We start from the raw sequence: 13788 nt of genomic DNA on the forward strand, positions 1-13788 counted from the left end.
TGAATTTTCGACTGAACATATTAAAGAATGGAAGAATGCTCAAACCATAACTTGAAACTAAGCTATCTTTGTTAGAACTTTTAACAAAATTTTTAAAAATAAAACACTTCTTAATTTGAGAGGAAGTATTAATATTAACGGCTCAATGGAAAAATTACTGCCCAATGATGATTAAAATTAAAAATTTTAGGAATAGCTTATTGAATAATGACTTTATTACCTTGATTAAGAAGGGTTTAAAAACCCTGTTCGGCTTGAGTATACTTGTTGGAATATTTACTTCCTGTGAGAATGTTAATCCTGAATTAGGCCTAAAACAGGGTGTTTGGAGAGGTCAGATTTCAACACAAGGAAATGATATCCCCTTTAATTTTGATGTTCAAAAAGAAGATGGGGCATATCAAATACAACTCATCAACGGGCTTGAAAAATTGGATATCGATGATATTGACATTCTTGAAGATTCCTTATTTTTTGACATGCACATTTTTGATATCAGTGTGAAGGCCAAAATTTATAATGATAGCCTAGTTGGAACTTATACAAAAAATTATGCCGAGAACTATGTGCTACCATTTAAAGCATTTCACGGTAAAAAGGGGCGATTTGATAATATTAGTAGTTCAAATATATTCGACGGAAGTTGGGAAACCATTTTTACGGACAAAGAGGGAAAGGAAATTTCAGCAATAGGAATCTTTAAAAAGGAAGGTGAAGCCTTTAGAGGAACTTTTTTGAGCAAAACAGGTGACTATAGGTATTTAGATGGTTACACGGTTAAAGACACCATGTATCTCTATACTTTTGATGGAAATCATATTTATAAATTTCGAGCTTATAAAGAAAATGATTCCATTTTAAAAGGAGAGTATTGGTCTGGAAAAACCAGTTACAAAACATTTGTTTCTGTAAAAAATGATACGGTTGCCCTACCTGACCCAAATAGTTTAACCTATTTAAAAGATGGTTTTGATAGAATTGAATTCTCTTTTCCTGACCTTGATGGAAACCTTATTTCCCCACAGGATGAAAAATACAAAGACAAAGTTCTTATTGTTCAGATTTTGGGTACATGGTGTCCAAATTGTATGGATGAAACCAGGTTTTTAAGTGACTGGTATAACAAAAATCAGTCTAAAGGGGTAGAAATAATTGGTTTGGCATATGAAATCAAGCCTGAATTTGAATATGCCCGTGAAAGGGTATTGAGTATGAAAGAAAAATTAAATGTTCCTTATGATTTTGTGATTGCCGGCACTTCATCTACAAAGTCCGCTTCCGAATCACTACCCATGCTTAATAAAGTGATGTCATTTCCGACTTCTATTGTTATTGATAGAACAGGAAAAGTAAGAAGGATTCACACCGGTTTTTCAGGCCCCGCAACGGGGAACCATTACGAGGAGTTTGTTGACGATTTTAATCAATTCATGAAGGATATTATAGACGAATGATCCTATATTTTAAGAAAAAACCATGACTTTTCAACAATCTGTTTAACTAATCAACAATTTTACAATTTATTTCTTATTTGACGTTAGCTAAATAATCTATGTGCTATTTTTGATTTTTTATAACGGATTCCATTCAATGAAGTTACTCAAAGTATTCATTTTTTTCATGTTTTTTACTGTTTTTCAAGCTCAGGCTCAGAAATCAATTATTTACACTCATGAACTGGTGGAATTCAATGATGCCATGCGCCTCTACTCTGGTAAAGACTATGTAGCATCACAATTAATTTTTCACAGAATAAAAAATAGCTTTGATGAAGCTTCAGAATTAAAGGCCCGATCGTATTATTATGAGGCTTTTTGTGCCATTCGCTTAAAACAGAAAAATGCGGATGATCTGATGAATGCTTTTTTTGAAAAATTTCCAACTAGTACAAAGAGAAATACAGCTTTTTTAGAAGTAGGTGATTATTATTTTAACAACCGTAGCTATGCCTATGCTTTAAAATGGTTTAATAAAATCAATGAGAATAACCTAACGTTATATAACCAAGAAGATTTTAATTTCAAAAAAGCCTATGCTTTGTTTGCTGTGGGCAGTTTTGCCAAATCAAGAACGTATTTCTCAAAGCTTCTCGATTCAGACAAGTATGGGGCTCAAGCCAAATATTATTATGGCTATATGGCCTATCAGGATGATGACTATTCTGAAGCAGACAAATACCTGAATCAAGTAGCAGATAATAAAGGATTTGATGATGATATTCCATATTACATGGCAAATATTAAATTTAAGACCGGTAAATTCCAAGAGGCTATTGACGCAGCCCTGCCTTTACTGGAAAAATCTAACGGTATTCAACAATCAGAGCTTTCCAAAATAATTGGTGAGAGTTATTTTAACTTGAATGAATTTGAAAATGCTACTCCCTATCTTCTTGATTATAAGGGAAAAAAAGGGAAATGGAATAATACCGACTACTATTTATTAGGCTATGCGTATTATCAGCAAAAAGATTATGATGAAGCTGTACTATGGTTTTCTAAAATCATTGACGGTAACAACGCTGTTTCACAAAATGCATATTACCATTTAGCAGAATGTTATTTAAAAAGTGATAAAAAACAGGAGGCCCTGAATGCTTTTCGAAATGCCAAGCAAATGGATTTTAATGCAGATATTAAAAAAGATGCCTGGTTGAATTATGCCAAACTCAGTTATGAATTAGGCAACCCTTATAAAAGTGTGGCGGAGGTCATTCAAGAATATTTAGCGGCTTATCCTGACGAAATTGATCAAGCTGAGGTCAAGGATTATTTAATCAGTGCTTATATCTCCGCCAATGATTTTGAAGGAGCTTTAACCTATCTTAAAAATGTTGATTCAGAAGACAATGATGCTTATCACAAAGTGGCCTTTTTATATGGTATACAACTATTTAAGGATCAAAGGTTTGAAAGAGCTATTGAAAATTTTAACCTTTCCATAGGAACCTCATCAAATTCGATTTACCAGGCTAGATCATTATTCTGGAAGGGAGAATCACTTTACAGGTTAAAGAAATTTGAAGAGGCCTTAACAAGTTTTAAGGCATTTTCAGATATGGATGAAGCCAAAGAGACTAAGGAAAACGCCACAGTGCTATATCATATGGCCTATACCTATTTCCAGATGAAGGATTACAATCAGGCAGGTGGTCATTTCAATGAATTTTTGGCCATCTCTATTGACCAAAACCTTGCCAGGGACAGTTATTTAAGACTGGGCGATTGCTTTTTTGCTTTAAGCGGCTATTTTAAAGCGATTCCTGCTTATCAGAAGGTTATTGATGCGAATGAAGCTGACGTGGATTATGCGCAACTGCAGATTGCCTTCTGCCATGGGTATATGGGCGAAACTGAAAAAAAGATAAATTCCCTTATCAACTTTACAGAAGTTAATCTAAAATCAACCCTGCGTGATGACGCTTTTTATGAACTTGGAAATTCATATGTTAAACTCAGTAAGAATAATGAAGCGCTCGCAGCCTATGATGAAGTTGTCACAAACTACAGAATGAGTTCTTTGGTTTCAAAATCATTATTGAAACAAGGCCTCGTTTATTTCAATTCTGATCAAAATGATCAGGCGCTTGAAAAATATAAAAAAGTTGTTAGTGTCTATCCCGGAACAGATGAAGCAAAAGAAGCAATAGCCAATGCCAAACAAATCTATGTGCAACAAGGACGCGTTGATGAATACGAAAGATTTATTAGAAATGTAGATTATGTGAATGTAACGGATGAGGAAATTGACAATACCATGTTCGCCTCGGCTGAGCAATTTTATTTGACGAATAATCTGGAAAAAGCAATTGAATCATTGCGAAAATACGAAGAGAGATTCCCCGCAGGTGCAAATGCCTTAACCGCCAATTTTTTCTTGGCGGATGCATTGAACAGAACTGATCAGCTGGAAAAAGCTGTGCCATATTATCAATTTATTTTAGACAAAGATAAAAACCAATACACCGAAAGGTCTTTAGTGAATGTGGCATCTTATTATCTGGATAATGAGAATTGGGAGCAGGCTATGGTGCTACTTTCCAGATTAGAAAAAGAGGCTGAAACTGAACAGAATATTCTTTTTGCCCAGAGCAACCTTATGAAAGGAAACTATGCGATTAAAAATTTCACTTTGGCAGAAGCATACGCTGACAAAGTAATGGAGCATCCTAAATTAGAACCTAAAATACTATCAGATGCTCAAATAATTATTGCGAGATCTGCATTTGAAACAGGAGATTTACTGAAGGCTCAGGATGCATTTAAAGTAGTCGAAGAAACAGCAACAGGTGAATTAAAGGCAGAAGCCGTTTATTATGATGCCTACTTTTTAAATGAAGAAGGAAATTATAAATTATCTAATGTATCGGTTCAAAAATTGGCCTCTGATTATTCTCCTTATCGTTATTGGGGTGGCAAAGGGTTGATCATTATGGCTAATAATTTTTACGAGCTTGAAGATGCCTACCAGGCCACTTATATTCTTGAAAGTGTGATTCAGAAATTTTCTGAATATGAAGACCTTGTTGAATCGGCAAGAACTGAATTGAATCGCATAAAAACGCTGGAATCAAAAACCAATTCGTCAGTGATAATTGAAAAGGGATAAGTCAAACAGGAACTAAACAAAATGAGTAGATATAAAATATTCTTTTTACTGCTAATGATCAGTAGTCTGGCTTTTTCTCAAAAAAAGAAAAAAGAGCGGATCGCTACTGAAGAAATAAATGTTGTAAAACCATTTTCTCCAACAGTTTCCGAAGCTTTTAAAATAAACATTGAACCTGAGATCGATAGTGTAGATATCGGTGGTAAAAAAGAAATAAGCTATTCTATAAATTCTATACCCGTAGCCTCGACTTTTACGCCCGCAAAAGGGAAAGCAAAAACGCTTAAAAGAGTCCCTAAAGAAAGATTTTACAACAATTATATATCGGCGGGTTACGGTAACTATAGTACCCCAATAATAGAGATCTTTGCACATAGTAATTCATCGAATTACAATGATTTTGGTGGTTTTTTAAATTATCATTCTTCCGGAGGTGGTATAGATGGCTTAGTGTTAAACGATGATTTTACAGATTTTGATATTGACCTCTATTACAAGCAGTCTGAAAGAATGTTTGATTGGAAAGTTAAAGGAGGATTTGACTATTTATCCACAAACTGGTACGGATTATCAGATGAAATAAATTATTCAGAATTGACTATTAATTCAATTGAAGAAAGTCAATCTTACACTAATATATCCTTGAGTGGTGAAATAGAATTTTTTGATTCCTTAATCCATACAGGGGATGTTTCAATAAACAGATTTTCAGATAAATTTAATAGCGGAGAGAATCATCTTGATATTAATGCCATCATAGATTTTCCTATAGGAAGAGAATTAATGTATTCTGAAATTAGCTTTGAATTGTTGAATGGTAAGTTTGAAAACGATTTTTTTCAAACTGATAAAATAGATTATACTTATTTCAATATTGGTTTTAGCCCTAATTTTGAAGTTTTACGAGATAATCTAACAGTGAATCTTGGAGCTCGATTATATTATAGCATCACTAATAATTTTGATGGCAGCAAGTTCTATTTCTATCCAAACATAACTGCCTCATATAATATTAGCGAAGAGGCATTGATCGCCTATGCAGGTGTTATTGGTGACCTGGAACAAAACAGTTATGAAAATTTCGTCTACGAAAACCCTTTTGTTTCACCAACTTTATACATCCAAAGGACCAATCAGCAATATAACGCCTATGCAGGAATCAAGGGCCTTTTAAACTCTAAGATCCGTTTCAACCTAAAAGCAGCCTATATCAACGAAGAAGACAAGCCTCTATACAAATTAAACCCATCCCTTACAGATGGAAGTAATGAGGTAACTGAAGGCTATCAGGCGGCGAATTCTTTTCAAGTGATTTATGATGATGTGAATACAATTTATTTTAATGCTGAAATAATTTTTGATTTATGGGAAGAATTCAAATTTGGTGGAAATCTGGATTTCAATTCTTATAGCTTGAAAAATGAAGATCACGCATGGAATTTACCCCTTATGAAAGCCACCTTACTGGCAAAATATACAAGAAAAAAATGGAGTGCCGGAGCCGATTTATTCTTTTCATCAGATAGAAAAGATGAATTATCAATTATCCCGGATACGAATATAAGGGTCACCAATTCAGCCTACTTTGACATCAACTTAAATGGTATTTACAATATCGATGATAAATTCGACATCTTTGTAAATGTCAATAATATACTAAGCAATAACTATCAAGTATATACAAACTTTAAAGTACAAGGCTTGCAAGTATTCGGTGGCGTAAAATACAAATTTGATTTCTAAAAAATATTAGCTATACATTTTATCATAATAATCTTGGTATGCACCCGTAGTAACATTTTTTAGCCATTCATCATTCGCTAAATACCAATCTAACGTTTTTTCAAGCCCCTCTTCAAAAGTTACGCTTGGTTTCCATCCTAACTCCTTATTGATCTTATTTGCATCAATGGCGTATCTTCTATCGTGCCCTGCTCTATCTTTTACATAGGTAATTAACTTTTCTGAATTGCCTTTTGGACGATCTAACTTTTCATCCATTAATTGACATAACAGTTTTATCAGATTCAAGTTTGTCCATTCATTAAAACCTCCAATATTATAAGTTTCTCCTACAGTTCCTTGATGAAATATTTGATCAATTGCAATGGCATGGTCTTCTACATAAAGCCAATCGCGTGTATAGTTTCCATCTCCATATACAGGAAGCGGTTTAGACTGTTTGATATTATTGATAAAAAGAGGAATCAATTTTTCAGGAAATTGATTTGCTCCATAATTATTCGAGCAATTGCTAATTACAAACGGCAAGCCATAAGTGTTACCATATGCCCGAACAATATGATCCGAAGCCGCTTTAGAAGAGGCATAGGGTGATTGAGGATCATAGGAAGTTGTTTCTGTAAAAAGCCCTGTTTTCCCTAAAGAACCATAAACTTCATCGGTAGAAACATGATAAAACAACTTTCCCTCATAAGCATCCTTATGCACTTCTCGGAATGCATTCAAGAGGTTAGCCGTTCCTAAAACATTTGTTTCTATAAAGTCATTTGGATTCGTAATAGAACGATCAACGTGGCTCTCAGCGGCTAAATGTATAACCGCATCAAATTCATGCTCTAAAAACAATTTCTTTATGGAATCCGCTTCATTAATGTCAGCCTTTATAAAATTATAATTTCCAAAGGACTCAAGATCCTTAATGTTTTCAAGATTGCCTGCATAGGTCAAAGCATCCAGATTATATATTGCATAATCAGGGTGTTTTGTGACAAAAAGGCGCACCACATGAGACCCAATAAATCCAGCACCTCCTGTAATCAAAACTTTTTTATTTGATTGATCCATCTTTATAATTAGCGTTAAACTATGGTGTTTATTAAACTTGTTTTAATTGCCATTGCCAGGCAGAGCGCAAAGCCTCTTCCAGGCCGAATTCAGCCTTCCAACCCAATTCTTCATTGGCCAATTTAGTGTTGGCATAAGCAGAAGTAACATCCCCCTCTCTTCTGTCAACAATCTTATATTTTAAAGCGATATCATTAACCTTTTGGAAAACGTTTATAACGTCTAAAACCGAACTACCGGTGCCGGTTCCAACATTAAAATACTCCATTTTAGTTTTGTTCTTTCCCTCTAATAATCTTTGTAAGGCACAAATATGTGCCTTTGCTAAATCGACTACATGGATATAATCTCTAACTGCAGTACCATCAGGGGTTAGATAATCATCTCCAAAAACTGACAATTCTTCTCTTAAACCTGCTGCTGTTTGCGTTACATAAGGGATCAGATTCTGAGGAACCCCTAAAGGCAATTCTCCAATAAGAACACTATCATGAGCCCCAATTGGGTTAAAGTACCTCAAGGCTATGGCTGTAATATCATTCACTTTTGTCAGGTCGTGAATAATCTCTTCCCCTATCTGTTTGGTGTTTCCATAAGGCGACTCCGCTCTTTTAACAGGAGCATTCTCAGTAATGGGCAGTTCATCAGCTTGCCCGTAAACCGTACAGGAAGAACTAAATATCAAATGAGGTACATTATTGTCAGCCATATTTTTCAACAGGTAAACAAGCGTAGCTATATTATTTTCATAATACTTTATGGGGTTTTCTACGCTTTCTCCGACTGCTTTTGAGGCTGCGAAATGAATAACGCCATCGATTTTATGCTCTTTAAAAAAGGAAGCCACAGCTTCTTTCTCTTTCAAATCTAATTTCACAAACTCAGGACGAATATTCGTAATTTTTGTTATCCCGTCAAGAACTTCTATTCTTGTATTCGAAAGGTCATCAATAATAATTACTTCATAACCTTCCTTTTGCAATTCAACTACTGTGTGAGAACCAATAAATCCCAATCCTCCAGTTACCAATATCTTATTTCCTTTCATTTCATTTTTTTTAAGTGCCAATTGATTTTATCAACATTATTCTTTATCCCACAAAATCTATTATGGTCTGAATAATCAAATCCTGTTGCGCCTTTTCTAATTCTGTATGCATTGGCAACGATATAACCGTATTGATCAAATCATTAGTTACTTTAAACTGCTCCTCTTTATAGCGATCATCAACATAGGCCTTTTGACTGTGAAGTGGCACCGGATAGTAAATAGCATTTGGAATACCTTTATCCATCAAATGCTGATGCAGTGCATCTCTTTTGCCATTTGTAATCTTCAAAGTATATTGATGAAAAACATGACAGTTACAGGTGTCACAAATTTCACCGCATTTTTCAGTAGTAGGTGTGACAATATTTGGATTACTCTTAAATCCATTATTATAGTATCGCGCTGCATTTCTTCTTGATGAACAGTAATCATCCAAATGAGGTAACTTCAATCTTAAAACTGCTGCTTGAATACTATCTAATCTTGAATTTACGCCAACAACATCATGATAATATCTTCTATACATTCCATGATTAACCATCCCTCTGATCACATGAGCTAATTCATCATCATTGGTAAAAATTGCACCACCATCTCCATAACAGCCTAAGTTCTTAGAAGGAAAAAACGAAGTTGTACCAATAGTACCTATAGTTCCTGCTTTTTTTGTTGTTCCATCACTAAAAGTGAAATCTGCACCTATCGCCTGAGCTGTATCTTCAATTACATATAGCTTATGTTTCTCAGCTATTTTTAAAATGGCTTCCATATTGGCAACCTGACCAAACAAATGAACTGGCACAATTGCCTTTGTTTTAGGTGTAATAGCGCTCTCCAATGCCTCAAGGTCAATATTAAAACTGTGTGGATCTACATCAACCAAAACAGGAGTCAACTTGAGCAGGGCGATAACCTCAACCGTTGCTGCAAAAGTAAAATCAGCCGTGATCACCTCATCACCTTGTTCCAATCCTAGGCCCATCATCGCAATTTGCAATGCATCAGTACCGTTGGCACATGGTATTACATGTTTAACACCCAAATATTTCTCAAGCTCTGATTGAAAATTTTTAACTTCCGGGCCATTAATAAAAGCGGCTGAAGCCACAACATCATTAATCGCTTTATCGACTTCTGGTTTGATTTTTTCGTATTGACTTTGCAAGTCAACCATTTGGATTTTCTTCATTTTGGTCAATTTTAATTCTTATTTCAGCATTTAGCCTGACAAAAATACAAATAATTTGCCCGCTCTTACACTAAATTTATAATTTAGCGGCAAATGAATAACCTATATAATTTTGTTATTTCCCTTGCGGGAATTGTCCTTAAAATACTGGCTGTTTTTAATAAAAAAATAGCCCTATTTGTCAATGGACGCAAACAAACCTTTTCGAGGTTGCAATCACAAATCAAGCCCAATGATAAAACCATTTGGATTCATTGTGCTTCTTTGGGTGAATTTGAACAAGGCAGGCCCATCATAGAGAAATTGCGAAAATCCAAACCTTCTTATAAAATCGTCTTGTCTTTTTTTTCTCCTTCGGGATATGAAGTAAGAAAAGACTATGAAGAAGTTGATATCGTTGTTTACCTCCCGCTTGACAGTGCGAAAAATGCCAAAAAATTTATTGATCTGGTGCAACCATCTTTGGCAATTTTTGTGAAATACGAATTTTGGCCAAATATCCTCAAGGAACTAAAAAGAAATTCAATACAAACTATTTTGATTTCAGGTATTTTTAGAGAGGATCAAATATTTTTTAAATTCTATGGAGGCTGGATGAAAAACTCACTTCATTCATTTTCTCATTTCTTTGTTCAAAATGAAAATTCCCAAAAACTATTGCAAACTATTGGGGTTGATAAAGTAACAATCAGCGGCGATACCCGATTTGACAGCGTCAATACAATTTTAGGGCAAGAGAACAGACTTGATTTTCTAGAAGATTTTGTTAAAGGCAAACAGGTCTTGGTTGCCGGAAGTACCTGGCCAATTGATGAATCCTATTTGATCAGTTTTCTGAATATGAAGCAAGCAGAAAATTTTAGATGCATAATTGCGCCACATAATATTAATCCAAAGGAGATTGAAAAACTAAAGAATAACATACATCTTGAAACTGCTTTGTATTCAGAAGGGCAAATTAATAAAACCGCTAAAGTCTTTATTGTAGATACCATTGGCATCTTGACAAAAATATACAGCTATGCAGACATGGCTTATGTTGGAGGCGGTTTTGACAAAGAAGGTGTTCACAATGTGCTTGAACCTGCCGTTTTTAGCATTCCATTGGTAATAGGTCCGATTTATGATAAATTTGAAGAAGCAAAAGAACTTGTTGCCCTTAATGGGTGTTTAGTAGCCTCTGACGAAATTCAGTTATTTGATCACCTCAATGAACTAAATAATAATGAAAATTATCGTTTAAAAATTGGAAATATTGCCGGTTCCTATATCAAAAACAATATAGGTGCTACTGAAATAATTTTAAATTATATTGAACAACAACTTGGGGATAATTCATAAATTGTAACTCTAAATACTTGAAAAAATGATCAGAGAAAAGCTGGAAGAATACTACAACGTTGTTTTTGAAAAAGAATTACTTGATGAAATCTCAAAAGTAGGTACATATAAAAAAGTAAAAGAACATGATTTGTTACTTGATATTGGTGACACCTTTCATCATATCCCTTTAATTCTAACCGGGGCGATAAAAATTAGCCGTGAAACTAAAAACGGTGATGAAATTGTACTTTATTTTCTGGAAAGAGGAGACACTTGTACCATCACTTTCGGTAGTGGAATCCAAAGTCACAAAAGCAAGGTTCGCGGGATTGCTGAGAAAGATTCTGAACTTATATTTATTCCGGTTGAAAAACTCGAAGAATGGATGATCAAATACGCTTCCTGGAGAAGTTTTGTAATTGATAGTTACGATATACGACTTAATGAAATGCTGGAAGCAATTGACACCCTGGCTTTTTTGAAAATGGATGAGCGATTATACAAATACCTCATCGATAAGGTTCAGATTATGAGAAGTACTGAATTAAATACTACACATCAGGAAATTGCTGTAGATTTAAATACTTCTCGTGTTGTGGTTTCTAGATTGCTCAAACAACTTGAGAATGAAGGTAAGATTAAGTTGTTCAGAAACAAAATTGAAATTTTAGATTTTTAGTGTAACAATTGTTACCTGATTCGAAGGCTAATAAATTATTTTTACAAATAAGAAAGAAATATTATGGATTTTATATTACAACCTTGGGCTTGGTATGTCGCAGGACCCTTAATCGCCTTTTGTATGTTTCTGATGTTTTTCTTTGGAAAGAAATTTGGCGTATCATCTAATCTTGAGACAGTTTGCGCCATGGGTGGAGCTGGTAAATTAGTGGATTTTTTCAAGTTTGATTGGAGAAAAAACAAATGGAATTTGGTATTTGTTGTCGGATTGATCTTTGGAGGATTTATTTCTGATCAGTGGTTAACTCCCGATGACTCCGTTGCCATTAGTGCTGCAACAGTGCAAGATTTAGCTGAGATTGGAATTGAAAATGCCGGGGCAAGTTATCTTCCAGATGAGATCTTTAGTATGGAAGCCATGCTTTCTGTCAAAGGGTTTTTAATACTCCTTATTGCTGGTGTTCTAGTTGGATTCGGATCAAGGTATGCGGGGGGTTGTACCTCCGGACACGGGATTGTTGGTTTAAGCAGTTTGTCGATGGAATCATTTATCGCTGTTGGAGGATTTTTTATTGGAGGCCTAATCATGACCTGGCTCATTTTACCTTATATTTTTTAAGCTGATCATATGAAATATATAAAATATTTACTTGTAGGAATATTATTCGGAATTACGTTGAGTAAGGCTGAAGTAATCTCTTGGTATAGGATTTACGAAATGTTTAAGTTACAATCATTTCACATGTACGGAGTTATTGGATCGGCTGTCGTAATAGGCATCGTTTTGATGTATTTATTCAAAACAGAAAAGCTCAAGACACTATACGGGACTCCAATTGTTGTAGAGCCTAAGAAAAAAGGGATCTCTAGAAACCTTATTGGAGGAATTATTTTTGGCCTGGGTTGGGCACTAGGTGGTTCTTGTCCCGGACCTATGTACATCCTTCTTGGTAAAGGTGTTGTTGCTATTTTGGTCGTTTTATTTGGCGCCCATCTTGGAGCATTCTTATACCACGCTGTTAAGCATAAAATTCCGCATTGATTTATAGCTCCAAATTACTTTTAAGACAATCAAGACAGGTATTGCAGTCATTTTCGTAAATTTAACAACAATCTCCTTTATACATAAATGGATAAATTAATTGACAAACACGGTAGACAGATCAGCTATTTACGTCTTGCGGTAACTGACAGATGTAATTTGCGTTGTCAATATTGTATGCCTGAAAATGGAATTGATATTGTTCACAGAAATGAGCTGCTTACGTATAAGGAAATGTATAGAATCACAAGGGTTTTAAGTGAACTTGGCGTTGATAAAGTTCGTCTGACAGGAGGAGAGCCATTTGTGAGAAAGGATTTTATTAGTTTTTTAGAATCTCTGTCGTTCAATAAAAGCCTTAAAGAGATAAATATCACCACAAATGGCGCCTTAATTTCAAAACATATTGACAAACTTGAAGAGATTAAAATCAATGCTGTGAACCTAAGTATTGATAGTCTTGACAGAAAGAAGTTTTTTGAAATTACAAGAAGGGATGTATTCCCTCAGGTTTTTGAGACCTATCAAGACCTGCTTAAAAGTAATTTAAAGCTTAAACTAAATGTTGTCATACAATCCGGAGTCAACACAGATGAAATCATTGATTTTATTGAGTTGACCAAAAATGATAAGGTCTCTGTTAGATTCATTGAGGAAATGCCTTTTAACGGCAAAGGTCAAAGACAGGTAAGAGAAGTTTGGAATTACAACAAGATTCTTAAAACAATCAATTCACATTATTCAGATGTCGAGACATTGATTTCACAGAAATCATCTACTTCAAAGAATTTTAAAATAAATGGTTATAAAGGTACATTCGGAATCATCCCTGCCTTTACAAGAACGATTTGTACTGACTGTAATCGGATACGAATTACTGCTACTGGATTATTTAAGAACTGCTTGTTTGATGATGGCGTTTTTAACATTAAGAATTTTATCAGAAACGGAGCAAGTGACGACGAACTTAAACAGTTGTTTATTTCAACTGTCCAGCAGAAACCTGAAAATGGATTCATCGCTGAGGCGAATCGCAAGAACACAAAAGTTTCAGAGAGTATGTCTACCATTGGTGGTTAATAAAAA

Annotated in this window: 11 protein-coding genes; 8 read left to right on the top strand and 3 right to left on the bottom strand. The window is 34.6% G+C overall.

Annotated elements, in window-relative coordinates:
* Positions 1–164 precede the first annotated feature (164 nt).
* From QWY87_RS00990 to QWY87_RS01000, 3 genes are all read left to right on the top strand, one after another.
* Positions 165–1454, top strand: a complete 1290-nt coding sequence (locus QWY87_RS00990; RefSeq protein ID WP_290287483.1) for a peroxiredoxin family protein — start codon at positions 165–167, stop codon at positions 1452–1454.
* A 136-nt stretch (positions 1455–1590) separates the two neighbouring features.
* Positions 1591–4608, top strand: a complete 3018-nt coding sequence (locus tag QWY87_RS00995) for a tetratricopeptide repeat protein (RefSeq protein ID WP_290287484.1) — start codon at positions 1591–1593, stop codon at positions 4606–4608.
* Between the two features lie 21 nt (positions 4609–4629).
* Positions 4630–6351, top strand: a complete 1722-nt coding sequence (locus QWY87_RS01000) for a TonB-dependent receptor (RefSeq protein ID WP_290287485.1) — start codon at positions 4630–4632, stop codon at positions 6349–6351.
* 6 nt (positions 6352–6357) lie between these two features.
* Here QWY87_RS01000 and rfbB read toward each other — a convergent pair whose 3' ends face one another.
* From rfbB to QWY87_RS01015, 3 genes are read right to left on the bottom strand one after another with little or no spacing between them, the layout of a single operon-like run.
* Positions 6358–7416 carry a dTDP-glucose 4,6-dehydratase gene (rfbB, locus tag QWY87_RS01005; RefSeq protein WP_290287486.1) on the bottom strand — a complete coding sequence of 353 codons (1059 nt, stop codon included), beginning with the start codon at positions 7414–7416 and terminating at the stop codon, positions 6358–6360.
* A 31-nt stretch (positions 7417–7447) separates the two neighbouring features.
* Positions 7448–8464 carry a UDP-glucose 4-epimerase GalE gene (gene galE, locus QWY87_RS01010; protein WP_290287487.1) on the bottom strand — a complete coding sequence of 339 codons (1017 nt, stop codon included), beginning with the start codon at positions 8462–8464 and terminating at the stop codon, positions 7448–7450.
* Positions 8465–8507: 43 nt separating this feature from the next.
* Positions 8508–9656, bottom strand: a complete 1149-nt coding sequence (locus QWY87_RS01015; protein WP_290287488.1) for a DegT/DnrJ/EryC1/StrS family aminotransferase — start codon at positions 9654–9656, stop codon at positions 8508–8510.
* Between the two features lie 93 nt (positions 9657–9749).
* Between QWY87_RS01015 and QWY87_RS01020 the strand changes: the two genes are divergently transcribed.
* From QWY87_RS01020 to moaA, 5 genes are all read left to right on the top strand, one after another.
* Positions 9750–10997, top strand: a complete 1248-nt coding sequence (locus tag QWY87_RS01020) for a 3-deoxy-D-manno-octulosonic acid transferase (protein ID WP_290287489.1) — start codon at positions 9750–9752, stop codon at positions 10995–10997.
* A gap of 25 nt (positions 10998–11022) precedes the next feature.
* Positions 11023–11658: a Crp/Fnr family transcriptional regulator gene (locus tag QWY87_RS01025; protein WP_353959144.1), complete on the top strand. Its 636-nt coding sequence runs from the start codon at positions 11023–11025 to the stop codon at positions 11656–11658.
* Between the two features lie 63 nt (positions 11659–11721).
* Positions 11722–12279 carry a YeeE/YedE family protein gene (locus tag QWY87_RS01030; protein ID WP_290287490.1) on the top strand — a complete coding sequence of 186 codons (558 nt, stop codon included), beginning with the start codon at positions 11722–11724 and terminating at the stop codon, positions 12277–12279.
* A 9-nt stretch (positions 12280–12288) separates the two neighbouring features.
* On the top strand, positions 12289–12702 hold the full coding sequence (locus QWY87_RS01035; protein WP_290287491.1) for a DUF6691 family protein: 414 nt from the start codon (positions 12289–12291) through the stop codon (positions 12700–12702).
* 87 nt (positions 12703–12789) lie between these two features.
* Positions 12790–13782 carry a GTP 3',8-cyclase MoaA gene (moaA, locus tag QWY87_RS01040; protein WP_290287492.1) on the top strand — a complete coding sequence of 331 codons (993 nt, stop codon included), beginning with the start codon at positions 12790–12792 and terminating at the stop codon, positions 13780–13782.
* The last annotated feature ends 6 nt before the right edge of the window (positions 13783–13788 follow it).

The organism is Lutimonas halocynthiae (assembly GCF_030409835.1).
In the GTDB taxonomy this organism is placed as follows: Bacteria; Bacteroidota; Bacteroidia; order Flavobacteriales; family Flavobacteriaceae; genus Lutimonas; species Lutimonas halocynthiae.